This window comes from Kribbella caucasensis (assembly GCF_004361855.1).
In the GTDB taxonomy this organism is placed as follows: Bacteria; Actinomycetota; Actinomycetes; order Propionibacteriales; family Kribbellaceae; genus Kribbella; species Kribbella caucasensis.
On the sequence record NZ_SNWQ01000001.1, the window covers coordinates 435,177 to 462,116 of the forward strand.

General features: G+C 68.8%; 24 protein-coding genes. 9 read left to right on the forward strand and 15 right to left on the reverse strand.

Annotation, left to right across the window (positions count from 1 at the left end; genetic code table 11):
* Positions 1 to 69 precede the first annotated feature (69 nt).
* Complete coding sequence (locus EV643_RS02025; protein WP_133798190.1) at positions 70 to 594, forward strand: DinB family protein; 525 nt, start codon at positions 70 to 72, stop codon at positions 592 to 594.
* Positions 595 to 744: 150 nt separating this feature from the next.
* Here EV643_RS02025 and EV643_RS02030 read toward each other — a convergent pair whose 3' ends face one another.
* The gene (locus tag EV643_RS02030) at positions 745 to 2,094 is read right to left on the reverse strand and encodes a serine hydrolase domain-containing protein (protein ID WP_133798191.1); all 1,350 of its coding nucleotides are present in this window, start codon (positions 2,092 to 2,094) and stop codon (positions 745 to 747) included.
* A gap of 73 nt (positions 2,095 to 2,167) precedes the next feature.
* On the opposite strand from EV643_RS02030, the gene EV643_RS02035 reads away from it, so the two are divergent.
* Positions 2,168 to 5,413 (forward strand): ATP-binding protein, encoded by a 3,246-nt coding sequence (locus EV643_RS02035; protein ID WP_133798192.1) that lies wholly within the window; start codon positions 2,168 to 2,170, stop codon positions 5,411 to 5,413.
* A 36-nt stretch (positions 5,414 to 5,449) separates the two neighbouring features.
* Here the strand turns inward: EV643_RS02035 and EV643_RS02040 are convergent, their stop codons facing one another.
* From EV643_RS02040 to EV643_RS02060, 5 genes are all read right to left on the reverse strand, one after another.
* Entirely contained in the window at positions 5,450 to 6,076 is a 627-nt protein-coding gene (locus tag EV643_RS02040; RefSeq protein WP_133798193.1) for a TetR/AcrR family transcriptional regulator, read from the reverse strand.
* Between the two features lie 213 nt (positions 6,077 to 6,289).
* Complete coding sequence (locus EV643_RS02045) at positions 6,290 to 7,111, reverse strand: ABC transporter permease (protein ID WP_133798194.1); 822 nt, start codon at positions 7,109 to 7,111, stop codon at positions 6,290 to 6,292.
* On the reverse strand, positions 7,108 to 8,094 hold the full coding sequence (locus EV643_RS02050) for an ATP-binding cassette domain-containing protein (protein ID WP_133798195.1): 987 nt from the start codon (positions 8,092 to 8,094) through the stop codon (positions 7,108 to 7,110). Before EV643_RS02050 ends, EV643_RS02045 begins: the two co-directional genes overlap by 4 nt.
* 105 nt (positions 8,095 to 8,199) lie before the next feature.
* Positions 8,200 to 9,516 (reverse strand): MFS transporter, encoded by a 1,317-nt coding sequence (locus EV643_RS02055; protein WP_133798196.1) that lies wholly within the window; start codon positions 9,514 to 9,516, stop codon positions 8,200 to 8,202.
* Positions 9,513 to 10,256 carry a GntR family transcriptional regulator gene (locus tag EV643_RS02060; protein WP_133798197.1) on the reverse strand — a complete coding sequence of 248 codons (744 nt, stop codon included), beginning with the start codon at positions 10,254 to 10,256 and terminating at the stop codon, positions 9,513 to 9,515. Before EV643_RS02060 ends, EV643_RS02055 begins: the two co-directional genes overlap by 4 nt.
* A gap of 227 nt (positions 10,257 to 10,483) precedes the next feature.
* Between EV643_RS02060 and EV643_RS02065 the strand changes: the two genes are divergently transcribed.
* The 3 genes from EV643_RS02065 to EV643_RS43970 all read left to right on the forward strand — a co-directional run bounded on the left by EV643_RS02065 (position 10,484) and on the right by EV643_RS43970 (position 13,170).
* The gene (locus EV643_RS02065; RefSeq protein ID WP_133798198.1) at positions 10,484 to 11,086 is read left to right on the forward strand and encodes an NmrA family NAD(P)-binding protein; all 603 of its coding nucleotides are present in this window, start codon (positions 10,484 to 10,486) and stop codon (positions 11,084 to 11,086) included.
* 135 nt (positions 11,087 to 11,221) lie between these two features.
* On the forward strand, positions 11,222 to 12,676 hold the full coding sequence (locus EV643_RS02070) for a S8 family peptidase (RefSeq protein WP_133798199.1): 1,455 nt from the start codon (positions 11,222 to 11,224) through the stop codon (positions 12,674 to 12,676).
* Positions 12,677 to 13,020: 344 nt separating this feature from the next.
* Entirely contained in the window at positions 13,021 to 13,170 is a 150-nt protein-coding gene (locus EV643_RS43970) for a hypothetical protein (RefSeq protein WP_166665280.1), read from the forward strand.
* 54 nt (positions 13,171 to 13,224) lie between these two features.
* Here the strand turns inward: EV643_RS43970 and EV643_RS02075 are convergent, their stop codons facing one another.
* From EV643_RS02075 to EV643_RS45340, 5 genes are all read right to left on the reverse strand, one after another.
* The gene (locus EV643_RS02075; RefSeq protein ID WP_133798200.1) at positions 13,225 to 14,652 is read right to left on the reverse strand and encodes a dihydrolipoamide acetyltransferase family protein; all 1,428 of its coding nucleotides are present in this window, start codon (positions 14,650 to 14,652) and stop codon (positions 13,225 to 13,227) included.
* A complete protein-coding gene (locus tag EV643_RS02080) occupies positions 14,652 to 15,629 on the reverse strand; it encodes an alpha-ketoacid dehydrogenase subunit beta (protein WP_133798201.1) in 978 nt (325 codons plus the stop codon). The genes EV643_RS02075 and EV643_RS02080 overlap by 1 nt, the downstream gene beginning before the upstream one ends.
* A 5-nt stretch (positions 15,630 to 15,634) precedes the next feature.
* Complete coding sequence (pdhA, locus tag EV643_RS02085; protein WP_133798202.1) at positions 15,635 to 16,807, reverse strand: pyruvate dehydrogenase (acetyl-transferring) E1 component subunit alpha; 1,173 nt, start codon at positions 16,805 to 16,807, stop codon at positions 15,635 to 15,637.
* A gap of 356 nt (positions 16,808 to 17,163) precedes the next feature.
* Entirely contained in the window at positions 17,164 to 18,012 is an 849-nt protein-coding gene (locus EV643_RS02090; protein ID WP_238165291.1) for a phytase, read from the reverse strand.
* Complete coding sequence (locus EV643_RS45340) at positions 17,964 to 18,179, reverse strand: hypothetical protein (protein ID WP_238165292.1); 216 nt, start codon at positions 18,177 to 18,179, stop codon at positions 17,964 to 17,966. The genes EV643_RS02090 and EV643_RS45340 overlap by 49 nt, the downstream gene beginning before the upstream one ends.
* Positions 18,180 to 18,506: 327 nt before the next feature.
* On the opposite strand from EV643_RS45340, the gene EV643_RS02095 reads away from it, so the two are divergent.
* Both EV643_RS02095 and EV643_RS02100 read left to right on the forward strand, forming a co-directional pair.
* Positions 18,507 to 19,493 (forward strand): EamA family transporter, encoded by a 987-nt coding sequence (locus EV643_RS02095; protein WP_133798204.1) that lies wholly within the window; start codon positions 18,507 to 18,509, stop codon positions 19,491 to 19,493.
* Between the two features lie 508 nt (positions 19,494 to 20,001).
* Positions 20,002 to 20,616: a hypothetical protein gene (locus tag EV643_RS02100; RefSeq protein WP_133798205.1), complete on the forward strand. Its 615-nt coding sequence runs from the start codon at positions 20,002 to 20,004 to the stop codon at positions 20,614 to 20,616.
* Positions 20,617 to 20,743: 127 nt separating this feature from the next.
* Here the strand turns inward: EV643_RS02100 and EV643_RS02105 are convergent, their stop codons facing one another.
* Both EV643_RS02105 and hisC read right to left on the reverse strand, forming a co-directional pair.
* On the reverse strand, positions 20,744 to 21,493 hold the full coding sequence (locus EV643_RS02105) for an SDR family NAD(P)-dependent oxidoreductase (protein ID WP_370452188.1): 750 nt from the start codon (positions 21,491 to 21,493) through the stop codon (positions 20,744 to 20,746).
* Positions 21,490 to 22,578 carry a histidinol-phosphate transaminase gene (hisC, locus tag EV643_RS02110; protein ID WP_133798207.1) on the reverse strand — a complete coding sequence of 363 codons (1,089 nt, stop codon included), beginning with the start codon at positions 22,576 to 22,578 and terminating at the stop codon, positions 21,490 to 21,492. Before hisC ends, EV643_RS02105 begins: the two co-directional genes overlap by 4 nt.
* Before the next feature lie 262 nt (positions 22,579 to 22,840).
* Between hisC and EV643_RS02115 the strand changes: the two genes are divergently transcribed.
* The gene (locus EV643_RS02115) at positions 22,841 to 23,716 is read left to right on the forward strand and encodes a dimethylarginine dimethylaminohydrolase family protein (protein WP_133798208.1); all 876 of its coding nucleotides are present in this window, start codon (positions 22,841 to 22,843) and stop codon (positions 23,714 to 23,716) included.
* Between the two features lie 39 nt (positions 23,717 to 23,755).
* On the opposite strand, the gene EV643_RS02120 is transcribed toward EV643_RS02115, so the two are convergent.
* Positions 23,756 to 24,364, reverse strand: a complete 609-nt coding sequence (locus tag EV643_RS02120; protein ID WP_238165293.1) for a PEGA domain-containing protein — start codon at positions 24,362 to 24,364, stop codon at positions 23,756 to 23,758.
* Positions 24,365 to 24,380: 16 nt separating this feature from the next.
* Positions 24,381 to 25,946, reverse strand: a complete 1,566-nt coding sequence (locus tag EV643_RS02125) for a phage tail tip lysozyme (RefSeq protein ID WP_133798210.1) — start codon at positions 25,944 to 25,946, stop codon at positions 24,381 to 24,383.
* 200 nt (positions 25,947 to 26,146) lie between these two features.
* On the opposite strand from EV643_RS02125, the gene EV643_RS02130 reads away from it, so the two are divergent.
* Positions 26,147 to 26,815: a GntR family transcriptional regulator gene (locus tag EV643_RS02130; protein WP_133798211.1), complete on the forward strand. Its 669-nt coding sequence runs from the start codon at positions 26,147 to 26,149 to the stop codon at positions 26,813 to 26,815.
* Positions 26,816 to 26,940: the final 125 nt, after the last annotated feature.

Here is a 26,940-nt window from a genome sequence, read left to right on the forward strand (position 1 = left end):
CCGTCGTGCCACCTGCTCGTCGCGCCCGCGGCTGACAGGTGGCGTTCGTACCACCTTTGGAGAGTCGCAATGACCGCAGTAGTAACCCCGCGTCCGCCCGGTGATTCCGATGAGCGGACGCAGCTCGTCGGCTGGCTGGACGTGCAACGTTCGATCGTCCGGCTGAAGTGTGACGGCCTCAGCGAGGAGGACGCACACCGCAAGGTGCTGCCCGGCTCACCGCTGATGACGATGGCCGGGATCGTCGCCCATCTTCGCTGGGTCGAGTACTCTTGGTTCCACCTGAACTTCCTCGGCGTCCCCGACACCGGGCAGACTCCGTGGACCGAGGACGGTCATCCCGATGCGGAGATGTTCGTCGACGACGTCCCGCTCGCCCAGTTGCTGGACGAGTACGACGAGGAGTGCGCCCGCTCGAACGCGATCGTGGCCGCCCATTCACTGGACCAGCTCGAGAAGGGACCGGTCCGGGCCGCCAACCCAGGCTCCGCCCGCTACATCCTCTGCCACATGATCGAGGAGACCGCCCGCCACTGCGGCCACCTCGACATCATCCGGGAACTCCTGGACGGCCGAACCGGCTACACGAGCTAGCCCGTACGTCCACCACTCATCAAGCGCGGCGGGGCGGACGGCCAGGCCATCACAATCGGCCGTTTCCGCACTCCGCCACGCTCAGGACGGCCGGCCAGATCGCATTGTGATGGGCCGGCCGTCCGCGTTGGTGAGTGGTGGGCGGTCGCTTCAGGACTTGTGCTCGCCGAAGGCCAGCGGTTTGCGGGTGCAGAGGTAGGTTGCCCAGTGCAACGTTGTGGGCAGGCCGGCCTCGTCGCGGGTGATGCGGAGGAGTTCGCCGGTCTCGCGGCCGGAGACGGTGCGGTAGACGTCGGAGGAGACGCGGTCGAACACGGCCGGCTCCTGGTACTCCGGGGCGACCGGGGACTTGGCCTCCAGCCGGCCCTCGCGGACCGAGAAGACGAACGGCTGTCCCTCGGAGAACCAGGTGCCCAGGACCTCGACGAGCTCCGCGGGGACCGTGCTGCCGGGGGTCCACAGCGGCGGCGCGACCGGGTCGTCCTCGAGCACCTTGATGGCGAGGTCGGTGGCGAGCGCGGCCGGGTTCGGTGCGGACGTGGTGTTCATCAGCGCGAGCCCCGCGGTCCCTGAGGGGCGGTGCACGAAGGTCCCGGTGATGTGGCCGGGCATCCCGCCGGTGTGGCCGACGAAGACGCGTTCGCCGATCCGGAACAGCATGAAGCCGAGGCCGAACCCGAGCTGCCAGCGATCCAGGTCCGCCATGATCTGCGGCTGGCACATCTCGTCCAGGGTGTCCTTCGACAGCACCTCGTCGACCGGGTCCGCGAGGAACATGGCCCACTTCGCCAGGTCCTCCGCCGTACTGGCCAGGCCACCGCAGGCGTCCATCGCGCCGATGTCGAGCAACGGCTCCGCGATCGGCACGTCGGTGAACGGCGGCACGTAGTACCCGGAGGCGGCCGGACCGCCGTCCATGCCGACCGTCGTCCGGCGCATCTCCAGCGGTCGCAGGATGCGCGCCTGGATCGACTCGTACCAGGACCGCCCCTCGAGCCGCGCGACGATCTCGCCGAGGATCGAGTAGACCAGGTTCGAGTAGTGGAACCTGTTATGCGGTTTGCCGATCCGCTCGGCCTCGTTCCAGCCCGCGATCAGTTCGGCCCGGTCCGGGAACCTCATCTCGTCCCACACGTCGCCGACGGGTTCGCGCTGCATGCCGGTGACGTGGCTGAGCATCTGCCGCACGGTGATGCCCTCGTGCTTGCTCTCCGGGACGAACGTCTCCACCGTGTCGTCCAGGCTGAGCTTGCCCTCGTCGCGCAACGCCATGATCGTGACCGCGGTGAGCGTCTTGCTCTGCGAGGCGATCAGGAACTGCGTGTCCGCGGTCGGCGCGACACCGGGCTCGTCCAGCGATGCCGACCCCACTCCACCCGACCAGGCGAGCTTGCCACCCCGCGCGACAGCCCCGACCAGGCCAGGCACCCGGCCTTTCGTCTGACGCTCGGTGATGATCCTGGTGAGTGCGGTCTGCGTCTGCGCGGCGATTTCTGTCACGACTGCTGACCCTAAGGGAAGTAAGTGACAAAAGGCAGGGGGTTTGGTGCTGGGGATGTGCGAGGCTTGACGGGTGCGCATAGCGGTGCTCGGTCCACTCGCGATGTGGGCGGCCGACGGTTCTCCGCTGGACGTCCGCGGCGTCCGCCTGCGCGGGTTGCTCGCCCGGCTGGCGCTCAGCGCGGGTCGCCCGGTCGGGGTCGAGACGCTGGTCGACGGGCTCTGGGGCGAAGAGGCGCCCAGCGCGAATGCTCTCCAGTCCCTGGTGTCCCGATTGCGGGCCGGTCTGCCCGTGACCGAGTCGAGCATCTCGGTCCAGTCCGGGCCGGCCGGCTACACGCTGTCCATCGGCCCGGACTGCGTCGACGCTCTCCAGTTCGAAGACCTGGTACGGCGTGGGCGCGGGCTGCTCGGGTCCGATCCGGACCAGGCGCGGGTGTTGCTCACCCAGGCCGAGAGACTCTGGCGTGGTGAGGCGCTGGCGGATCTGCGCGATCTCCCGTTCGCCGCGATCGAGGCGGACCGGCTGGCTGAACTCCGACTGGGCGCCACGGAGGACCTGGCCCAGGCGGCCGTCACCACCGGCCACGCCCGCGAGGTGATCAGCGAGCTCGAGCACCTCGCGATCACCCATCCACTCCGCGAGCGGATGCACGAACTCCTGATCCGTGCCCTGGCCGCCGACGGCCGCCAAGCCGAGGCGCTCGCGGCGTACGAGCGGGTCCGGGCGACCCTGGCCGACGAGCTCGGCGCGGACCCCGGGACCAGGCTGCGCGAGGTCCACGTCGCCGTACTGCGCGGGGACGCGCTCGACCCGGCACCGGCGACCACCGTCAGCGCAGTACCGGCCCGGCCCGCGGCGAGGAGCAACCTGCGGGCGCCGCTGACCAGTTTCGTCGGGCGGTCCGATGACGTGACCGAGCTGACCCGGTTGCTGAGCGACGGGACCAGGCTGGTCACGATGGTCGGTCCGGGTGGCTCGGGCAAGACCCGGCTGGCGACCGAGACCGGGCGGTCGCTGGTGGACCAGAGTGGTGACGGGATCTGGTTCATCGAGCTGGCTCCGCTCGGCGACGCGGCCGACGTGGCTCCGGCGTTGCTCGGGGCGCTCGGGGCCACCGAGTGGGTCGACGAAGTACAGACCGGCCTCACGCCGAAGCACTTCTGGAACAGCCGGTCGGCGACCGGCCGGCTCGTCGAGGTGATCGCGGACCGGCGGGTGCTGCTGGTCCTCGACAACTGCGAGCACCTGGTCCTCGAGGTCGCCGGACTGGTCGATTCGTTGCTGGCCGAGTGCCCCCGGCTGCGGGTGCTGACCACGAGCCGGGAGCCGCTCAGCATTCCGGGCGAGCACCTGCATCAGGTCGGACCGCTCGGGCTGCCGCCGGCCGGTAGCACCGACGACGACTATCCGTCGGTGCAGCTGTTCGTCGATCGCGCCCGCGCGGTCCGGCCGGACTTCGGGATCACCGACGGGAACCGCGAGGCGATCGCCGAGATCTGCCGCCGGCTCGACGGAATGCCGCTGGCGATCGAGCTGGCGGCCGCCCGGTTGCGTGCACTCACCCCAACGCAGATCGTCGAACGACTCGAGGACCGGTTCCGCCTGCTGACCAGCGGCAGCCGAACCGCGTTGCCGCGGCACCAGACGCTGCGCGCGGTCGTCGAGTGGAGCTGGGAACTCCTCGAACCGGACGAACAGGCCGTCGCCAGGCGGCTGTCCTTCTTCTCCGGCGGCGCGACCCTGGAGGCCGCCGAACAGATCTGCTCCGGACCTGGTCTGCCGCCCGAGGCCGTGCTCGGCGTACTGGCATCCCTGGTCGACAAGTCGCTAGTCGAGGCCGCGGCTGACGATCGGTCCGTGCGCTACCGCATGCTCGAGACGGTTAAGGCGTACGGCGCGGAGCAGCTGGCCGCATCGGGCGAGCTCGAGCGGATCCGCGCGACCCACCTGACGTACTTCGCCGACCTGGTCCGGCAGGGCGGGAAGCAGTTGCGAACCGGAGCGCAGTTGCAGTGGATCGCCCGATTCGACGCGGACAACGAGAACCTGCTCGCCGCGCTCCGCAACGCGATCGACGACGGCGACGCGGAGACCTCGCTCGCAGTGGTCGCGGTGCTCGGCGAGTACTGGAACATGCGCGGCCGGCCGGCCGAGGCGCTCGGCTGGTTCGAGGCCGCCCTCGCGCTGACCGGTCCGGCGGATCCGTTGACCAAGGCAACGACCTTGATGCTGTACGCGTTCGGCACCCTGTCGTTCGGTGAGGACCCGTCGCTGACGTTCCGGGAGGCGCTCCGCGGGCTGGCCCGGGTCCGGCTGCTCAGCCGGCGGCACGCGGCCGTCGCCGAGTCGGGAATCGGCCTGTTCACCAACGGGGTCTGGGCGGGGATCCGGCGGGACAGTGCCGAGTGCTTCCGGTATCTGGACGCGGCCCGCGAGCACCCCGACCCGTGGACCCGGGCGATGGCCTTACAACTGCAGGCGGCGTTGCGGGAGAACGAGGGCGACGTCGACCAGATGGCGGCCGACCTGACCAGCGCACTCGACCAGTTCCGTGCCCTCGGCGACCGCTGGGGGATGTCGCTCGCGCTCCACGGCCTGGGCTCGTACCAGGGTTTGACCGGTGACCACCGGGGCGCACTCGAGTCGTACTCCGAAGCCCTCCGGCTGGTCGAGGAACTCGGCACCACCGACAGAGTCGGGCAGTTGATCGTCCAGCAGGCCGCCAGTCGCGCCAACTTGGGCGACTTCGACGGCGCCCGGCAGGATCTGCACCGATCGCTCCAGCTCGCCGAGGAGAACGGCAGCCGCAGCGGCGAGATGATCGCGCTGTGCGGCATGGCCGGACTGGCGCGCTGCGAGGGCCGGCTGGACGAGGCACTCGAGCTGGCCGAGAAGGCCTACACGCTGCTCCACCCTGGGGTGCAGCACCTGGCCCCGCACGGCGAGGCGATGGTGCTCAGCGAAATCGCCCGGATCTTCGTCGCCCGCGAAGACCCGGCCACGGCCGCGGAGAAGAGCAGGCGGAGTGTCGAGCTGGCGCTGACCAGCGAGGACATGCCGCTGATCAGCTCGACGGTCGAGGCAGCTGCCGAGGCGGCCCTGGCCGGAGGCGACGCGGAGGATGCGGCCCGGGTGCACGGGCTCGCCGCCGCGATCCGCGGGATGCGGGCCACGCCGGACCGCGACGTACGGCGGCTGGTCGACCGGCTGCAGGAGATCCTCGGGTCCCGCTACGACGAGCACTACGAGGCGGGCGCGTCATTGCCCCGCGACGAGGCCGTCGCCGAATTGCGCAAGCGAGTCAGCTCGTCCTGACAGTCCAGTCGGTCAGCACAGCCCGGTCGGTACGGCTCAGACGGTCATCAGGCTGACAGCCAGTTCGCGCAGGGCGGCGTGGATCTGTTCCTCCGGTGGTCGCGGATCGGTGATCATCCAGTCGTAGACCACGGTGTTGACCGCACCGAAGAAGCACAACCCGATGAAGCGGAAGTCCTTGGCTCTGATCTCCTGCCGCTCGACCGCCGTCTGGCCGACCTTCACCACGTTCGAGATCAGCAGCTCGCGGAAGGCGATCCGCTGCTCCTCGACCGCCGGGCTCGCGCCGACCACCTCGACGAACGACACCCGGGCCCGGCGCAGGTCAGTCATGATCGTCTGCAGGTAGCCGTCGACGGCGGCGCCGATCCGGTCCCGCACCGGCGCGGCCGCGGTCCGCTCGAGCGCCTCGCCGGTACTCCGGACCGCCAGCTCGATCACCTGGGCGTGCACCGCGAGCAACACGGCTTCCTTGTTCTGGAACTCGTGGTAGAAGTGCCGGGTCGACACTTTCGCCTGTGCACACAGGCGTTCCACCGAGGTGGCGGGATATCCGTCGGTTCCGAACAGCTCCAGCGCAGCGTCCAGCAGACGTTCCCGTCGCGCCGCCTTCCACTCGTCCACCGAGCGTCCGGAGTAACGGCGTACGGAGGGTTCGCTCATTGCACCTCTTGTCGAAGACCCCGTGCGATGTTGTCGATACCCCGTGAGCGTGACGCAGTTCATCTTAGCCACGCGCCGCCGCTGTTCTCACCCCCGTATTCACGCCCGGAACGACAGCTCCCACCCGCCTCCACCGTCACCCCTGCGGATGGTGGAAGCGGATGGGAGGCCGGCCGGCTCACCTGCGCTGTTGTCTCAGGTGCGCCAGCCGGCTCAGGTGCGCTGGCGGTAGGCGCGGATCGCCAGCGGGGCGAAGACGGCGACCAGTCCGACCATCCAGGCCAGCGTGATCAGCAGCGGCCGCTGGATGTCGCCGCCGAGCATCATCCCGCGCATCGCGTCGACCAGGTACTTGATCGGGTTGACGTTCACGAACGCCTGCAGGAAGCCGGGCAGCGTGTCGACCTGCACGAACACGTTGCTGCCGAAGGTGAGCGGGAACATGACCAGGAACGCGATCCCCTGCACGCCCTGGGCGGTCTTGAGCTTCAGCCCCAGCCAGACCCAGATCCAGCACATCGACAGCGCGAAGGCGAGCACCACCAGGCAGGCGAGCAGGCCGTAGCCCACGCCGTTCTGGAATCTGAACCCGAGGATGAACCCGGTGCTCATCAGGATCACGATCGAGAGCGCGTACCGGACCGCGTCTCCCAGAACCGCTCCGACCAACGGTGCCACCCGCGCGATCGGCAAGCTGCGGAACCGGTCGAACACACCCTTGGCGAAGTCGTCGTTCAGCCCGACCCCGGTGCCCATCGTGGAGAACACCACCGTCTGCACCAGCAGCCCCGGTAACAGGTAGGGCAGGTAGTCGTGCCAGGTCCCGCCGTTCGCGATCGCGCCACCGAAGACGAACAGGAACAGCACCAGGAAGATGATCGGCTGGAAGGTCACGTCCGCCAGCGCTTCCGGGTTCTGCCGGATCCGGACAAGGTTGCGCCAGGCAAGCGTCAGGCTCTGCTCGATCCAGGCGAACGGGCGGCTCCGGCGGGCCGCGTGGGCGGCGGGTGCCGCGTCGACAGTTGCGGTGCTCATCGGCTCGCTCCTTCCAGTACGTCGGTGTGAACCTCTTCGGCGGCGTGACCGGTCAGGGCGAGGAAGACCTCGTCCAGGCTCGGCAGCCGCAGGGACAGTTCGGTGACGGCGATACCGGCCTCGTCGAGCCGGCGGACCACCACCGGCATCGAGCTGCCGTCGGTCACCGGCGCGCTGACGACCGCGTTCACCACGTCGACCGTGGGCCGGACGCCGACCGCCTCGGTGACGATCGCGGCGACCCGTTCCAGGTGACCCGGTTCGGCCGGCCGGACGTCGAGCGACTGCCTACCGGCCTGCGCCTTGAGCTCGGCCGGCCGCCCGGAGGCGACCACCTTGCCCTTGTCGAACACCACGATCGAGTCGGCCAGCGCGTCGGCCTCCTCCAGGTACTGCGTGGTCAGCAGCACCGTCGTACCGTCGAGCACCAGGTTCCGGACGGTGTCCCAGACGCCGTTGCGGGCGTGCGGGTCCAGCCCGGTGGTCGGCTCGTCGAGGTAGAGGATGCTCGGGTTCCCGACCAGGCTCGCGGCCAGGTCGAGGCGGCGGCGCATCCCGCCGGAGTACGTCTTGGCGATCCGGTCGCCGGCCTCGCTGAGCTCGAACCGCTCGAGCAGTTCGTCGGCCCGGGTCCGGGCGGCCGGGCGGCCCATTCCGAGCAGCCGGCCGATCATGATCAGGTTGCGGCGGCCGGACAGGTCCTCGTCGACCGATGCGTACTGTCCGGTCAGGCCGATGATCCCGCGAACCTTCCCGGGTTCGCGGACCACGTCGTACCCGCCGACCGTCGCGTGCCCGGCGTCCGGGCGCAGCAGTGTGCCGAGGATGCGGACCGCCGTGGTCTTGCCGGCCCCGTTCGGGCCGAGGACACCGAGGACGGTGCCGGTCGGCACGGTCAGGTCGACCCCGCCGAGTGCGGTGGTGCTGCCATATCGCTTGACCAGACCCTCCGCCTGGATGGCGACCTGGTTCGTTGTGGACATCTTGATTCCTCCCGGTTGGCTCTCCGGGATCAGAGTCCACGCACCGGCTGGCACCGCCCTGGCACTCGGCTGAGAGCCCGTGCCAGGCGGTATCAGCCGCTGGTATCAGCCCTTCAAGGGGACGATCTGGTTGGCGCGGAGGGCTTCGTAGATCTCCGGGTTGTACCGGGCCAGCGTCGCCCGCGCCTTGCGGCGGTACTTGAGGATCTTGACGGTGCCGATCGTCCACAGCACGTACTGGAAGGTCAGCGCCCACTTGAAGTCGGTGATGGTCTGCGGCGCGCCGCCGGACGACGCGTCCAGCAGGACCCCGACCATGCCGATGCAGATCAGCGTGGCGATGAAGCCGCCGGTGTTGACCATCCCGTTCGCCGCCCCGAACCGGGTCGACGGGTTGAACGTGCGGGCGTAGTCCAGACCGAGCATCGACCCCGGACCACCGGCCGCCTGTACGACGATCAACAGGAGCAGCACCGGCATCGGGGCCTGCCCGGGCCAGAGGAGTACGACGGTCCACATCAGCACCGATCCCGCGATCACCGCGAGCACGATCCACGAACGGTAGAAGGGGAACCGGGCGGCGTACCGGCCGACCAGGGGACCGTAGAACAGGCCCGCGAGCACCGGCACGATCAGCATCGCCGCGGCCGTCGTCGGCGCGACCCCTTCACCGCGGACCAGGAACGGATATCCCCAGAGCAGGCCGAAGGTGGAACCGGAGAAGCTGGTGGTGAAGTGGGTCCACAGACCGAGCCGCGTTCCGGGTTCGTTCCAGGCGCGACGGAGGTTCTGCCGGATCTGGTCTAGCGACTGCTTCGCCCGGTGCAGCGGCTCGTCGTACGGGGTGTCCTTGATCATGAACAGTACGGCGACACCGGTGATCAAGCTCAGGACGCTCGCGCCGGCGAAGGTACCGGTCCAGCCGAAGTGGTGGAACGCGGCCGCCATCGGCACGGTCGACACGATCGCGCCGATTCCGCCGAGCATGCCGGTCGCCTGCGACATCACCGGCTGGCGGAGCGCCGGGAACCACGACATCACCACGCGCAGCACGCTGATGAAGACCAGGGCGTCACCGACTCCGAGGACCGCACGGGCTGCGAGCGCAGCGGGGTACGACTCGACCAGGCTGAAGGCCGACTGGGCGGTGAAGAGCAGCACCGAGGCGGCGATCAGCAGCCGCTTCGAGCCGTACCGGTCGAGCAGGACGCCGACCGGCACCTGCATGGCGGCGTACACGGTGAGCTGGACGACGGTGAAGCTCGCCAGTGCGGACGCCGAGATGTCGAACCGCTCGGCCGCTTGCAGACCGGCGACACTCATCGAGCCGCGGTGCAGCACGGTGACCAGGTAGGTGAGGACGGCAGCCGCCCACACCGCCCAGGCGCGCCGGCCGCCCAGGGGGAAGAGGAGCTCCGTCACCGCGCGCCCCGCAGATCCGTCGCGGCGACCTTGATGTGCGCGACCACGAGCTCGCGGAACCGCTTCACGCTGTTGCCGCCGAGCGCGTCGATCATCTCCTGGTGCGCGCCGATCGACTTGTCCATCCGGGCCGGCTGCACCTCGATCCCGGGCACGCCCATCCGGACCTGCCGGTCTCGCAGGCTGTTGTAGAGCTTGGCCAGGATCTCGTTGCCGGCGGCACCGACGATCGCCTCGTGGAAGGCGCGGTCCGCCTCCAGGAAACTCTTCGCGTCACCCGCCTTGCGGTGCGCGCGCATCTCCTCGACCTTCTCGGTCAGCGCCGCGATCAGCTGCTTGCGCCGTGGCCAGACCTTCGCGGCCGCGTGCGTCTCGATCAGCTCGCGCGCCTCCAGGACGTCCTCGATCTCCTGCGGCAGGACCGGCAGGACCAGAGCGCCCCGCTTCGGGTACAGCTTCACCAGGCCGGACTCTTCCAGCCGCAGCAGCGCCTCACGGACCGGAGTACGCGAGACTCCGACCGCGGTCGCGAGCTCGCCTTCCGTCAGCAGCTCGCCGCCCGGGTAGACCCGGTCCAGGATCGCTGCCTTCACGTACGCGTACACCCGCTCGGCGGCAGGGATCTTCTCCGCCTCGGGCGCCGCCTCCGCGACCACCCGGGCGATCTCCGCCGTCTCGTCCCCCAACGTCATCCTTGCCACTTCGCTCGCCGGCTCGTCTCCGGCCACCCCGCTACCCACCGAACTCCTTCACCCATACATCTCGTATCTCTGTTGTATCTATCCTAGCCCAACCACCAACCCGCCCGTTTTCCTTCCCGTACTCCGGACCGGCCCCGACCGCTGTCCACACTTTCCACAGATCACAATCCACAGCTGTGGACAACTCCGGACCAGCCGTAGACGGGTGTCGACGCCGGGACGATGCTGAATTTGCCGCGCGGGGAGGTACGGCTGGGGGGACACGGATGACGATCCTGGTGGTTGGTGGCACCGGAGAACTGGGCGGCCGGGTGGCCGGTCTGCTCCATCAGCAGGGGAAAGAGGTCCGCTGCCTCGTCCGACCCGGCAGCGACGACAAGCGGTTACGCGCCCTCGGCATCGAGGTGACTCGTGGCGACCTCACCGATCCAGCCGGTCTCCCGGCCGCCTGTGCGGGGATCACGGCCGTCGTCGCGACCGCGACCGTGATCGGCCGGCGGCTGGCCGGGGCGCGCCGGCCCACGATTCACGAGGTCGACGAGGTGGGGATGACCGCGCTCGTCAGCGCTGCCGACCAGGCGGACGTCGAGCGATTCGTCGGCGGCCCGGAGGCGATCAGCCGGAACGAAGCAGTCGCCATCGCGGAGCAGGCCACCGGCCGGACCTTCAAGACCCGTCACCTGCCACGAGCGGCAGCGCGTCTCGGCATGCGTTTGCTCGCCCGGCCCAACGACGCTTTGGCCTCCATCTTCGGCACCGGGCTCCTGCAGGACCTGGTCGAATCCCGGAGCGACGACTCGGCGCTACGGCTGCGCGGCATCACGCCCACGGCCGCGAGCGAGTTCATCAGGTCCCAGTCGCTGGGGTGACCTCAGCCGCTCGACCCGGCGCACTGGCGAAGGGTTTCCCCTGCGTCTCGCGGCGATCACCCGCTGAAACGGTTCGGCGCTCTAGAGTCGCGACAGCGTTGCCGCCCCCGATCGCATCGCCTTTGAGGAGAGAGCGTGTCCCTGACCTCCCGTACCCGCCGGCTGAGTGCCGGGCTGGCCGTCGCCGCACTGGCGTTCACCACAGCCGGTACCGCGTCCGCTGTGCCGGCCGTGTCCTTCGCCGGATCGTCCTCGTCGGCCTCGTCGGCCACCGCCGCTTCGGCGGACGGTGTGCTGATGAACTACGTGGTGAACACGAAGGCGAGCCTCGCCCATATCCGCAAGGTCGAGGCGGCGGTGAAGGCAGCCGGCGGCACCGTGGTCCAGTCGTACTGGCAGATCGGCGTCGTGATCGCCCAGTCGACCAGCGCCGACTTCCGCACCAAGGTCCTGGCCAGTGACGACGTACAGTCCGTGGGCGCGACTCGTACCGCGGCCGTCTCCGAGGGGCCGGTCGGATCTGCGAAGGCGTCGGCCAAGGGTCTCGCGGCGGGTGAGGCGACCGTCGTACCGGATCCGGACGAGGCCAAGCAGTGGGACATGGTCCAGATCAAGGCGGACCAAGCCCACCAGCTGACCGACGGCTCCGACCGGGTCCTGGTCGGCATCAACGACAGCGGCGTCGACGACACACACCCCGACCTGGCCCCGAACTTCGACGCCAAGGACTCGGTGAACTGCACCGGCAACGGCGTACCGGACACCACTCCGGGCGGTTGGCGGCCGACCACCAGCTCCCACGGCACCCACGTCGCGGGGACGGTCGCGGCCGCGCGCAACGGCGTCGGCATCGTCGGGGTCGCGCCGGGCGTGCGGATCGCCTCGGTGAAGGTGGTCAACGACGACGGCTACATCTTCCCGGAGTACTCGATCTGCGGGTTCATCTGGGCCGCCGAGCACCACATGGACGTGACGAACCACAGCTACTTCATCGACCCGTGGATGTTCTGGTGCAACGACAACGGTGACCAGGGCGCGGTCCAGGAGTCGGTCCGCCGGGCGGTCGAGTTCGCCACCAAGCGCGGTGTGCTGTCGGTCGCGGCGGCCGGCAACTCGAACTACGACCTGTCGAACAAGACCACCGACTCGTCCAGCCCGAATGACTCGACCCCGGTGACGCGGCCGATCAACAACGGTTGCCTGGACATGCCGACCGAGTTGCCCGGTGTCATCACTGTTGCCAGCACGACCCAGGCGCGGGCGAAGAGCGGCTTCTCCAACTTCGGGCTGAACACCATCGACGTCGCCGCCCCCGGCAGCGGCATCCTGTCGACCCTGCCCGGTGGCGGCTACGGGACCCTGAGCGGTACGTCGATGGCGTCGCCGCACGTCGCCGGTGTTGCCGCGCTGATGAAGTCGGCCCACCCGTGGTGGGGGCCGCGCGACCTCGCGAAGGCGCTCGACCGCCAGGCCGACGACACCGCCTGCCCGGCCACCCCCGACCCGCGGTGCACCGGCACCACGGCCGACAACGCCTTCTTCGGCGAAGGCATCGCGGACGCCTTGGACGCGGTCCAGCGCCTCTGGTGATGCCTGGCCGGCCCCGAGCTCGGCCGGCCCTGAGTCGGCACTGACCGGATGAGGGGGATCTCCCGCCCGAGATCCCCCTCATTCCCTTACTTGCCCTGCTACGCCGCGATCAACACAATCCCGAGCACCGCCAGCAATACGCCCACCGCGTCACCCTCTCATCGACCAAGCGGACGCCCACCACTCACTAACCCCCACCCAGCCGCGACTCGAAGGCTCGGCCGAGCGGGTCTGCCCGGGATTCGGGAACGTTGGTGAGTGCTGGCGGTCCGCACCCGAAGCGAATCAGCTGAAACGATCGCTTTTCCCAACCGATATGTCAGGTGGGAGGAGCAAGGGGACCGGTGACTGGAATCGACGTCGCGCGACGGCTGGTCGCGCTGCTACGGCTGGTGGAGGGCACGTCCGGCGATCAGGCCGACGTGCTCACCGACGACGCCATGCTCGACGCCTGGTTCGGGATCCGGTCCCCCCTCCGCCTGGCCACCGACTGAGACAGCGAACCGGCCCGGGAGGTCGTTCCCCAGGCCGGTCGGTGTGCTGTTGAGTCAGAACATCAGTGCGCGGGCCGGGTCCTCGAGGATGCTCGCGACGTCGGCGAGGAAGGTGGAGCCCTTCTCGCCGTCGATCAGGCGGTGGTCGAAGGACAGCGCGAGCGTGGTGATCCAGCGCGGGACGATCTCGTCGTCCACCACCCACGGCTGCTTGCGGACCGCACCGAAGGCGAGGATCGCGGCCTCACCCGGGTTGATGATCGGCGTCCCGGCGTCGACCCCGAACACACCGACGTTCGTGATCGTGAACGACCCACCCGCTTGGTCCGCCGGCTGTGTCTTGCCGTCGCGGGCGGTGGCGACCAGGTCGTTCAGCGCCTTGCACAGGTCGGGCAGGGTGCGGGAGTCGGCGCCCTTGATGTTCGGCACGATGAGCCCACGCGGGGTGGCCGCGGCGATGCCGAGGTTGACCGAGCCCTTGAGCACGATCTCCTGCGCCTGCTCGTCCCAGGCCGCGTTGATGATCGGTGTACGCCGAACCGCCAGCGTGACCGCCTTCGCCACGATCAGCAGCGGCGAAACCTTGAGATCGCGGAACGCCTTGTCCTGCTTGAGCCGGTCGACCAGTTCCATCGTGGCGCTGACGTCGACGGTGATCCACTCGGTCACATGCGGCGCAGTGAACGCGCTGGCCACCATCGCCTGCGCCATCACCTTCTGCACACCCTTGATCGGAATCCGGGTGTCGCCCACAACCGAAACCACCGGAGCAGCTTCAACCGTCTCGAACACCGGAGCAGCCGCGTAGTTCTCCACGTCGGCGCGGGTGATGATCCCGCCCGCCCCGGTCGCCGGAACCGCCGTCAGATCGATCCCGAGATCCTTGGCGAGCTTCCGCACCGGCGGCTTCGCCAGCACGTGCACCGACCCGTTGCCTCCGGCAACGGATGCAGGGGAGGCGGGGGCCGCGGGGGCGGGTGCGACCGGCGCGGCGGCAGGAGTCACCGGGGCAGCAGGCGCTGGTGCGTCCACCGTTGCCCCAGCACCTCCGCCCTTGCGAGGCCGTCGCTTGGCTTCGGTGGTTTTCGGGCCGTAGCCGACCAGGACTGCTGTACGTCCGCCCGGCGCGGCACCGCCGATCTTGCCGGCTTCGATTTCCTCGCCGGCCGGGATCGACGGGACCAGGTCTTCCTTCGGGGTCCCCTCGGTGACCGGCGGAGTCAGGTCACCCGGCGCGGCCTCGTCGGTCTGCACCGAGATGATCGGCGTACCAACCGGGATCGTCTCGCCCTCCGGCACCAGCAACTCGGTCACCGTCCCGGCGAACGGCACCGGCAGCTCGACCAGCGACTTCGCCGTCTCGATCTCGACCACGGTGTCGTTCAGCTTGACCGTGTCGCCCGGCTTCACCTTCCAGCTGACGATCTCGGCCTCGACCAGGCCCTCTCCCACGTCGGGGAGGCGGAACTGCTGGATGCCCATCAGTACCCCATCACCCGGTCGACGCCGTCGAGCACCCGGTCCAGGTCGGGCAGGTACTCCTCCTCCATCCGCGACGGCGGATACGGAGTGTCGTACCCGGCGACCCGCAGTACCGGCGCTTCGAGGTGGTAGAAGCACTCCTCGGTCACCCGGGCCGCGATCTCCGACCCCGGGCCGAGTGTGAACGGCGCCTCGTGCACCACAACCGCCCGCCGGGTCTTCTTCACCGACGCGAAGATCGTCCGCAGGTCGAGCGGCGAGATCGTCCGTAGGTCCACGACCTCCAGCGAGCGCCCGTCCTCCACCGCGGCCTCGGCCGCCTGCACACACGTCTTCACCATCGGCCCGTAACAGAACAGCGTCACGTCGGTCCCCTCGCGGACCACCTTCGCCTGGTGCAACGGGTACGCCGGCGGCACTGACTCGTCCAGCTCGGCCTTCTCGTGGTACCGGCGCTTCGGCTCGAAGAACACCACCGGGTCGTCCGAGGCGATCGCCTGCTGGATCATCCAGTACGCGTCGACCGGGTCGCCGCACGCGACCACCTTGAGGCCGGCCACGTGCGCGAACAGCGTCTCCGGCGACTCCGAGTGGTGCTCGACCGCGCCGATGCCGCCGCCGAACGGGATCCGGATCACCACCGGCATCCGGATCTTGCCCATCGACCGGTAGTGCATCTTGGCGACCTGGTTGATGATCTGGTCGTACGCCGGGAAGACGAATCCGTCGAACTGGATCTCGCACACCGGCCGGTAACCGCGCAACGCCAGCCCGACCGCCGTACCGATGATGCCGGACTCGGCCAGCGGGGTGTCGATCACCCGGTCCTCGCCGAAGTCCTTCTGCAGACCCTCGGTGACCCGGAAGACACCGCCGAGCTTGCCGATGTCCTCACCCATGATGACGACCTTGGGGTCGCTTTCCATCGCGGCCCGCAGGCCCATGTTGATGCCCTTGCCGAGGCTGATCTTCGTCATTTGTTTCAGCCCTCGCCCTCTGAGTCACTGAACGATGCGGCGTATGCGGCGAACTGCTGCTTCTGCTCGGCCAGCTGGGGTGTCTGGTCGACGTACGCGTGGTCGAAGAAGTCCGTCAGGGTCGGGTCCGGCAGCGACAGGCAGCCCCGCCGCAGCTCGGCCGCGACCTGGTCGGCCTCGGCCTCGATCTCGTCGAAGTACTCCGGACCGACGCCGGCCGAGCGGGTCAGGTACGCCCGGACCCGCTCGATCGGGTCCTTCAGCTTCCAGTGCTCGAGATCCTCGTTCAGCCGGTACTTCGTCGGGTCGTCGGACGTGGTGTGCGCACCCATCCGGTAGGTGTAGGCCTCGACCAGGGTCGGGCCGCTGCCCTCCCGGGCCCGCTTCATCGCCTGCTGGGTGACCGCGTACGTCGCGAGCACGTCGTTGCCGTCGACCCGGACGCCGGGGAAACCGAACCCGGCGGCGCGCTGGTAGAGCGGGATCCGGGTCTGCCGGTCGATCGGCTCGGAGATCGCCCACTGGTTGTTCTGGCAGAAGAACACGATCGGGGCGTTGAACACCGAGGCGTAGATGAAGGCCTCGTTCACGTCACCCTGGCTGGACGCGCCGTCGCCGAAGTACGCGATCGTCGCCTCGCCGTTGTCCGGGTCGCCGATCACGTGGTCACGCTGCTGACCCATCGCGTAGCCGGTCGCGTGCAGCGTCTGCGCGCCGATCACGATCGTGTACAGGTGGAAGTTGTTCTCCCGCGGGTCCCAGGCGCCCTGGTCGACACCGCGGAACAGGCCGAGCAGATTCAGCGGGTTCACTCCCTGGCACCACGCGACACCGTGCTCGCGGTAGGTGGGGAAGACCATGTCCTTGCTGTTCAGCGCGCGGCCGGAGCCGATCTGGGCGGCCTCCTGACCGAGCAGCGAGGCCCAGATGCCGAGCTCGCCCTGACGCTGCAGGGCGGTCGCCTCGGTGTCGATCCGGCGGACCAGGGTCATGTCCCGGTAGAAGCCCTTGACCGCCTCGTCGTCGAGGTCGAAGGAGTAGTCCGGGTGCTCGACGCGCTCACCTTCGGGCGTCAGCAACTGGACGAACTCGACCTCCTCGGAGGCCTGCGGGGGACTGGCGGGCGCCTCGTGGGGCGCGAACACTTCCGGGGCAATCCCCGGTACCGACTCACTCACATGCACTCCTCGGGTTCGAGCGCGGGATCGCCGCGACCGCAACTTGCACGCTGCCCGGCCCGACCAGCCGGGTGAGGCTTCGCAGGCAGGACCACGTGGATCCAGGGGTTGATGCACCGTTCGGGCGGTGAACCTCCTCACTGGTATCACTGCCCATCTTGCCGGACACCGTACCGACCGGCTGCCTGTTCCGCTAACTGTCTGGACTCACGCTCGTACGCCGGTACCGAAAGGCGTTCCTCGCTGAGACACCAGTCCATCCAGTGGTCAGCTCGGAGTGCCCCGTCCCGCGTGATTCCGGCCGGTTGTGACAGCATCGGCGAATTCAGACCAGAAGTGTCACAGGTAGGTACCGATTACGGCACCTGCTCGAGCCGGACCAGCTTGAAGTTCGTCCCTTCTCGATCACCGTCACCCGGTGTGTTCTCACCGTCATGCACAGCGAGCAGACCGTGCGGGAACCGCACTCCGAGCGACTGCGTGACCACCGCCGCGCCGTCACTGTGCTGTACGCCGTCCGCGGCCGATCCGTCGACGACCTCGAACCCGGCGCGATACGTCAGACCCGTAGCTGTCAGCTTGTAGACCGCGAACGTCGAGTCACCCTGACTGGACGCGTAGAGGCTCCGTACGCCGTCCCTCGTGGCGATCGTGAGACCTTCGGCATCCGCACTCAAGTACTTCCCCGCATCTGGGCTCACCGGTCCCGTTGGCGCACATTCCTCGGTCTCCTCGTCATACGCCGCGGGCTGACCGAATTCGCGAGCCTTCTCCACGAGCTTCGCGGGTCCGTGCAGGGGGATCCGCCAGATGCCGACGTCCTCCTGGGCGGCGTACAGGGTGGGGGTGGATGTGTCGAAGGTCATGCCCTCGAACTGCGGCCGGTCGCCGGGCTCCTCGCAGGGAGACCACGTGGTGCCGTCGGTCAGCTTGAAGGCGGCCGGGAAGTCCCACTGGGTGACTGGTTTGTAGGTAACCTTCGTACCGTCGGCGACCAGGCGGAACAGGCCGACGCGGGTCTCACTGCGACGGGTGACGGCGACCAGTGGGCCACCCGTGTCGGCGAGCACCGCCACGCCGTACGCCGTCCGCTGGTCCTGGACCTCTTCGGCGTCTTTGCTGAAGACGAGTGGTGCCGTGGGGCTCGTCACATCGGTCAGCACCTTGTCGCCGGCGTCGGCACCGCGCGGGTCGACGGCGTACACGCGGTCACCTTGGTCAGCCCGGCCGCGGGCCCCTGCTGCTCGGCCCCGCCTGCGCGCTCGGCGCCGTGGGCACCGTTCACCTGGGGCATCGCCTGCGCGGCGGCGGCCGGGCCGCCGATCGCGGCTACGGCGAGACCGCTCACGACCAACACGCTGGTGATTCGCATCTGCTCTCCTCACAGTCCGGCCCCGTGCGGCCGGCCTGCGGGCTCGGCGCTGACGGACAGATTCACCCGTGGCGATGACGGCCGGTTGTCCGCCGGATGAACCCTCGGCTGGCCTGCGGCACCACCCCGTTCACTGCCTGACACGTGCAGGCGCAGACCGAGCTTGACGCTCCCCCACGACGCCCATCTCGGCGGCAGCCGACGTCGGCGGCAGCGGGCTGGCAGGAAAACGCCGTCCGCTGGCAGACAACTCCCTTGCTTGGACCGGCGAATCCTGTCAGCATCGTTTACGCATTACACCCATGACATCACTCCGGAGGTTTCACGATGGCCGCCGCCCCTGCGCCCGCGGTACTGTCCGGCACCGGCGCCCGTCCGGCGTCGGCCGCGATGATCTGGGGCGCGCTCGCGGTGGTGTACGTGGTGTGGGGCTCGACCTACCTGGCGATCCGGGTGGTGGTCGAGGCGCAGATCCCGCCGATGCTCGGGATGGCGGCCCGCTTCCTGACCGCGGCGTTGCTGCTGGCCGCGTTCCTCGTCATCCGCTCGGGTGCCGGCCGGCTCCGCGTCACCGGCCGCGAGTTGCTCGGCGCCGGAGTGGTCGGCCTGCTACTTCTTGCCTTTGGCAACGGCGCGGTCGCGATCGCCGAACAGACCGTGCCGTCCGGACTGGCCGCACTCCTGGTCGCCGCCGTCCCGCTCTGGCTGATGCTGTTGCGCGTCGGCGGTGGCGAACGCCCGCGGCTGCTGACCTGGGTGGGCGTCCTGATCGGCTTCGCCGGCGCCGCGCTGCTGTCGGTCTCGGGCGGCGACACCAGCGCGAAACCGCTGTCGGTCGCGATCCTGGTCCTCGGCACGATCAGCTGGGCTGCCGGCTCCCGGTTCTCGCCGCGTCTCGGCCTGCCCCGCGATCCGCTGGTCGCGACCGTGTATGAGATGGCGATCGGCGGTACGGCGATGATCCTGCTCGGCGTCGTCCGTGGCGAACCCGGCCGGCTCCAGCTCGGCGCGATCGAAACGAAGGGCTGGATCGCGCTGGTCTACCTGGTCGTCTTCGGTTCGTTGCTGGCGTACTCCGCGTACTCGTACCTGCTCGCGAACGCTCCGATCTCCCTGATCGGCACCTACGCGTACGTCAACCCGGTGGTCGCCGTCCTCCTCGGGTGGCTGATCCTCAACGAGCACGTCACCACCACGATCATGCTCGGCGGACTCGTGGTCGTCGTGGGCGTCGCGCTGGTGGTCACGGCCGAACGCCGACCGCAGGTGCCGACCGTGACGCCGGAGTCCACCAGCACGCCGGCCGACAGGTAGCGGTCCGCCGGAAAAGGAAGAACCCGGGCCCCCATGGGGTGCCCGGGTCTCCCACCGCTGCCGATGCGCGCGGCAGCGGGTCCAAATGGCCGGCCACGCCCTGCCCCGAAAAAACACGGCGCGAATATCCCGGCTCTGTTGCAACGACATTCCGATTATTCATCGAAGGTGCCGATTCGACGGCCACCGAGCCCACCGAAAAGAACACCGAAACATCGGACCATCCGTCTCCTGCGATCAGACAACGAGGAAGTCGCGGACGGGTTACGGTCGCGACCAGTAATAGTTTCGCGCTCAGCGGACCCGCTTTCCTGCCCGCGCAGTTACCAGCAAGTTGCCTGGTCAGAGCCGGATTGTTGCCCAGTCAGGGAACTTGGGTGGATACGACTCGGCTGCCCCGATGATTCCCGCCGTGGCAAAAAACCTGACGAAGAAATTTGTAACCCACCCCATCAGGCGTCGTTACCACTAAGACGAATCCGTCAAACCCGAAAGGAAACCTCGCATAATGCAGGTAACACGCAAGATCGCCGCTGCAGCGGCGGTGGCGACCGTCGCCACGCTGGGCCTGGCCACCGTCGTCAGCGCGAACATGATCGACGACGCTACCAAGGGCGCCACGGCCCCCAGCGGACTTGCTGACGCGGCCTCGCTGGCCAGCAAGGGCTACGGCGACAACGGCAAGGACAAGAAGTGGTACTGGGTCAAGGACAACGGCAGCCTCGTTGCCATTGACGACAACAACGTCGGTCCGTTCCAGGCCTGCCACAACTTCGTCCCGGTCAACGGCGTCGGCGGCCAGGTGCCCGTCACCGACATCACCGGCATCATCGGCCTTTGGAACAACGGCAACAGCGCGACCGCCGTCAAGACCTGCGAGCAGGACAGCGAGCAGAACAATGACGGCAAGGGCAAGTGGTACCGCGTTGGCAACGACGGCCTGATCTCGGTCTCCGAGAACAACGTCGGCCCGTTCCAGGTCTGCCACAACGAGGTCCCGGTCAACGGTGTCGGCGGCCAGGTTCCGGTCAGCGACCTCGCCGGCGTCCTGGGCATCGGCAACAACGGCAACTCCGTCGACACGCTGAAGACATGCGAGCAGGAGTCCGAGCAGAACAACTGACCCTCCCTGGTCAGTGATGCAGGACCCGATCAGGTCGCCTCGGTGGGGCGATTGAGTCGGTAGCACCAAAGCGGCACCGGGAAGCAAGCCTCACTACTTCCCGGTGCCGCTTCTCTTTGCCCCGCTGTCAGAGGTCTCGCAGGTCGACCACCGCGCCGTTCTCCAGCGGACGGTCCAGCAGCGCCCAGATCCCCCGCGCCGCCTGCTCCGGACTGATCAACCCACCTGTCTGCTGCAACTCCCGAAACCGCTCCACCGCCGGAAACGCGTGCTCGTCCACCTTCCGGATCTCCCCCTGCATCTCCGTGTCGACCACCCCCGGCGCCACCGCGATCACCCGGCACCCGCGACGCCCAGCCCCACCAACAGCGTCTTGCTCAGCACCGACAGTCCGCACCCAATGCTCAACCGCCGCCTTGCCAGCGTTGTACGCCGACCACCCGGCGTACGGCTTCTTCGCAGCACCAGACGACAGCATCACCAGCACCTTCTCGCACTCCAGCCGCGCAGTCGCCCGCAAGAACGCATCCCCCAGCACCTGCGGCGCGGCCGAGTTCAGCAACACCGACCGCGCGTACGCCGCACCATCCACCTCACCGGCCGACCCGATCGGCACGATGGTGCCCGCGTTGTGCACGAACACCACATGCTCCCCCTCGAACCCGGCCAACTCCTCCACGAAGTGCCGCCCAACCCGCTCCCACTCGGCCGGCTCAGCCAGATCCACCGCGAAGTGCTCCCCAACCCCGGGCCGCCGCGACAGCCCGATCACCCGAGCCCCCTCGAACGGCACCCCCGCCGCCACCGCCGCCCCAATCCCCGCCGACGCCCCAGAAACCCACACCACAGAAGGCCCCGGCCCCTCCGCGTTCGTCACGCGTGGGACTTGCGCCAGGTGCCGGCGACGGTGAGGAACAGGTCGTTCGCCTCGCGCTCGCCGATCGTCACCCGAGCACCCTCACCCGGGAACGGCCGCACCGAAACCCCCTCGGCCTGAACCGCCTCCGCGAACGCCACCGTCTCCTCCCCGAGCGGCATCCAAACGAAGTTCGCATGCGTCTCCGGCACCTCCCACCCGGCCTGACGCAACTCGTCAACCACGCGGGTCCGCTCGACCACCAACGCCTCCACCCGCTCGAGCAGCTCCTCCTCGGCCCGCAACGACGCGATCGCCGCCACCTGCGCGACCTGGCTGACGCCGAACGGCAGCGCACACTTCCGGATCGCCGCGACCACCGGCGGATGCCCGATCGCGTATCCGACCCGGAACCCTGCCAGCCCGTACGCCTTCGAGAACGTCCGCAGTACCACCACGTTCGGCCGATCCCGGTACACCGCGACGCCGTCGATCGTGTCCGGCTCCCGGATGAACTCCCGGTACGCCTCGTCGAGCACGACCAGCACGTTGGACGGCACCACATCGAGGAACGCGAGCAGCTCGTCCCGCCGTACGACGGGGCCGGTCGGGTTGTTCGGCGTACAGATCAGCACCACCCGGGTCCGCTCGGTGAGGGCCGCCTCCATCGCCTTGAAGTCGTGCCGGGTGTCGTCGGTCAACGGCACCCGCACCGACGTCGCGCCGGTCAGCTGTACGGCGATCGGATACGCCTCGAACGAACGCCACGCGTACACCACCTCGTCGCCCTCGGCACATGCCGCCTGCAACAAGTGATACAGCACGGCGACGGACCCGGTCGCGACCGCCAGATCACTCACCGGCACGTCGAACCGCTCCGACAGCGTCTCGAGCAACTCGAGCGCCCCCATGTCCGGGTACCGATTCATCGACGCCGCGGCCTCGGTCGCCGCAGCCAGTACGCCGGGCAACGGCGGATACGGATTCTCGTTCGAGGACAACTTGTACGTCGGCCGTCCGTCGGCGCGCTCCGGCGGCCTGCCCGGCTTGTAAGCCGCGACATCCTCCAGACAAGCGCGAAAGCGAACCTCATCGTCTGCGGTCATGCCCGCAGGCTAAGCCCTCCCCCGCCCCCACAACACCCCCACAAACCTCACACACAGCCCCTCCCGGACCCCCACCTGCCACCAGGACACCCGCCCGGCCCCGCGAGACGTCGCTGGGCCTGCCCGCTCGGTCGCGGCCTCGATCTGGTGGCGATTTCTGGTCTGTGTTGACGTGACCGGTTGCGATCTGCAAACTGACTGATTGTCGGACAATCAGGGGATCTGTCAATCGTGACGATCCGGAGCGCAACGAGGTGAACTCATGGGTCAGCCGCTGGGGTGGGGTCGTCGTCAGCTGATGGTCCGGCCGGACCACTTCCGGATCGACTACGTGATCAACCCGTTCATGTCCACCCAGGATCAGCCGGACGCGGAGCTGACCATGAAGCAGTGGGACTCGCTCCGACAGGCGATCATCGACGCCGGCGGCGAGGTCGACGTGTTGGCGCAGCGTCCCGACTCCCCGGACATGGTGTACGCGATGAACCTCGGCCTCGCCACCAGCGACGGCCGGGCGATGTTGTCCCACATGCGGTTCGAGCCGCGCCGCAAGGAGTCGTTGACCGCCGGAGACTGGTTCGTCGGCCACGGTTTCGAGTTGCGGCGGACCGGGAGCGATGGGGTTGGCCCGCACTTCGAGTCAGGTGACGCCTTCGTGTTCGGCGACAGCCTGGTCGTCGGCTATGGTCCGCGCACGGATGCCGACGCGCTGAAGCACCTGGCCGCCGAGTGGGACATCCGCGTTCGGGGGCTGCGGATCGCGCACGAGGGGATGTACCACCTCGACCTGCCGTTCTGTCCGATCGACAGCACCCACGCACTCGTGTACCCGCCGGCGTTCGACGCGGCGAGTCAGGCGGAGCTGGCGGGAATCGTGCCGGATCCGATCGTGCTCACCGACGAGGAGGCGTTCGCGTTCAGCGGCAACTCGGTGGTGGTGAACGAGACGATCATCATGCCGGCTTGTTCGCCCCGGCTGCGCGAGATCCTGACCGGTCTGGGATTGCGTGTCGTCCTGGTCGACCTGTCGGAGTTCCACAAGGGCGGCGGCTCGGCCCGCTGCCTCACCAACCCCGTGGATTTCGACCTCACCCCGGCGGCGTTCCCAGGTGGAGAGGTCGTCCTGCCCACCGCCTGACGCTCGCGGGGGCGGGCCGGGGTCGTGAGGTGTCCGGGGTCAGCGGGTGTAGATGATGTCCAGGGTTGCTGGGTCGTAGCCGTGGCCCTCGATCCACTCCAGGGCCTTGGTCTTGCCCTCGGAGTCGAACAGCTGGATCTTGAGGGAGATCGCCTCGGGGTTGTCCGGATCGGACTTCGAGTCGGTGTACGTCGCCTTGAAGCCAGGGCCGATGTACGGCAACTCCAGCAGGATCGGGTACTTGGACCGCAACCGCTTCTGGATCTCGTCGTACCGGCGGCCGGCCTCGGCCTCCGCCTCGAGCGCCTGATCCGGGTTGTCCTGCTCCCAGGCCCGGCCGGCCGGATCGTTGGAGAACAGGTACATCTTGACGAACAGCGGATCGCCGCCCTTCGCGGTGACGGTCTCGGTGTAGCTCTGGAAGCCGTCCCGGGTCGCCGTCAGGGTGTGCTCGCCGGCCCTCACCTTGACGTCGCCGTTCGCCTTGATCGGCTTGCCGTCGAGGGTCAGGGTGAGGTCGTTCGGGATGGACTTGACCGTCAGCTTCGACTCGGCGCCGCCGCGGAACACCAGATAGCCGCCGAGCAGCACCACCACGACGCCGATCACCACCGCGCCGAGCAACCAGACTCTCCGGTTCTCTTCCATCATCTGCTCCTCTTGCTCAGTCGCCCTGCGGCTGCGGCGGGTTCTTCAGCCGGGCGGCGGCGAACTGGTTCCCGATGCTGTACGCGTGACCTGCCTCCGGGACGTGGTCATGCAGCGAACCGGCCGCTGAGTTGTACCCGTTGAACTCACCCACGAACAGATAGGTGTGCCCTGGTCCGATCAGGATGTCGCCGGGTCTGAGCTCGTCGACGGTGATGTCGTCGTACACGTCGTACTTGCCCGAGTTCCGCAGGTAGTCCTCCTGGACGCCGGTCGACCGCTTCGGGTACTCCGGATCGGCGCCGCTCATGTGCATCACGGTCGCGACGAAGACACCGCAGTCGCTGTACGGGTCGTCGGTGGTCGCGCCGTTGTACTCGTCCATCGCCTCGGCGTACTCCGGCTTGGCGTCGCCGCGGTCCTTGCCGTGCCCCGGGGTGTCCCAGGCCAGCATCTTGGCGGTGGCCGCGATATCGCCGTTACCCGCTCCACAACCGCCCGGGGCGGCACCCTCACCACCGCCGCCGAAGGTCTGGAAGACCTGGCGGGCCGCGGTCTTGCGCTGCGTGTAGCGCTCGTGGTTCAGGTTGTCGGAGCCGGCGAAGCGCTCGTAGTACCGGCCGAAGGCGACGGCGGCGTCCTCCGGTGTGGAGGTGGCCTTGAGCTGGGTGCCGGCGTTGCCCTCAGGCACCGGGCCTTCGCCCTCGAGCTGTTTGCGCAGGAACTCGAGCTGCCACTCCAGCGACTCGACCTTGGCCTCGTCGTTGTCGGTCGCGTTCATCGACGGCTCGATCATCTTGCCGGCCGGGGTCCACTGAACGATGCCCCAGCCGAGTTCGCTGTTGATCGCTGCCGAGGGGTGGGTGATGGTGCCCGGGCTGGTGCCCTGCAGCCGGGCCGGCTCGACGCTCGACTCGTGGATCATGTTGCCGACGATGCCGGCGGCCTGCTCCTTGCTGTACCCGTTCGAGACGAAGAAGTTGAAGGCCTTCTCCTGGTTGTTCCCGCCGACCAGTGGGCCGCCGCAGGCGCAGGCACCACCGGAGTCGGCGACGTCATCGCCGATCTCGTCGGTCGGGTCCTTCGCGACCCAGTTGCCGCCGTCCTTGATCCGCAGCTCGAAGTGCAGGTGCGCGCCGTCTTCGCCCGGCTCGTCCTCCTCGCCGGTGCCGACCTTGCCGATCTCCTCGCCGCGATCGACCTCCTCGCCGTTCGAGACGCTCTTGTTCTTGACGAACTTGTACCAGGTCTGGACGCGGCCCTGGGCGTGCTCGATCTTGATCCAGTCGCCCTCGGTGCTGACGACCTTCCCGCGCTCGGCCGCGCGCACCGGGCTGTCCTCGTCGGCGTCGTAGTCGATGCCCTCGTGCTTCTCCGCGCCCTCGTCGTCAAAGCCCTCCGAGGGCTCGTCGTGCACGTCGGTCGGCCAGACGAACGCCTTGCCTTGGGGCTCGCTCGCGCACGGGTTCTCCTGGCCGATGGCACCCATCGCGGTGAACAGCATCGCGGCCACGATGATCATCGGCAGCAAGAGGAGGAGTGCCAGGCCGCCCAGCAGCGGAGTGGCCTTGCTGTCAGCCATCGCTTCCTCCTCGGTTGGTCAGCGGCTCTCCCGGGACGGTCGGGGGAGAGGGCGGCCGTTGACGTCTTGGAACAGATTGCCCGAAAACCGGCTCATCATGACGGAAGTTATCCACAGGTTCACCCTCGACCCCGCCCTCGACCCGACCCTGGGACCGTGCCGCGCGCGACAACGGACGCTGACTGGACGAGAATCTCCCCATGTACGAACGGCTGCGGGTGGACCGCTCGACCACGGTGGACCGGGTGGTCGACGCCCTCCGCGCCGCCCTCTTCGCGGGCGACCTCGAACCCGGTACGCCGTTGCGCGAGCAGCCGCTGGCCGAGGCGCTCGGGGTGGCCCGCAGTACGGTCCGTGAGGCGATGACGATGCTGGTCACCGAGGGGCTCGCGGTCCGCGAACCCAACAAGGGGGTCAGCGTCGCGATCCTGCATCCGGACGCGGTCGCGGACATCTGCCGGGCCCGGTTCGTGCTGGAGTCGGCCGGGATCAGGGCCTGGTACGACGCCGCCGAGGCGGACCGGGACCGGGTCCGGGAGGCGATGCGGGAGTTCGCCGCGACGGCCAAGGACGGGGCCGATCCGGAGGCGATGACGGAGACGCATCTGGCGATCCACCGGAGCCTGGTCGCGCTCACCGGCAGTGCCAGGTTGATCGCGACGGCCGACTCGGTCACCGGTGAGGCCAGGCTCGCGCTCGCCCGCGTCGACGCGCTCCGCCAGGACGCCAAGCAACAGGTCGCCTCGCACCGCAAGCTGATCCGCCTGCTCGAAAAGGGTGAACTCGACGAGGCCGTCGACGAACTCCGCCGCCACCTGGCCGGCGCCGAGGAATCCCTCCTCGAAGCCATCGCCATGCCCCCCACCTGATCCACGCCCGCTCCGACGCACGGCGGTGCGCCCCGGCTCCACCCCTTTCCCGTACTGCGTGACGCCGCGCCGCCTGGTTCCCGGCAACTGCCGCGCCACAGGCCGGACCCTGCGTGGCGGGTGGG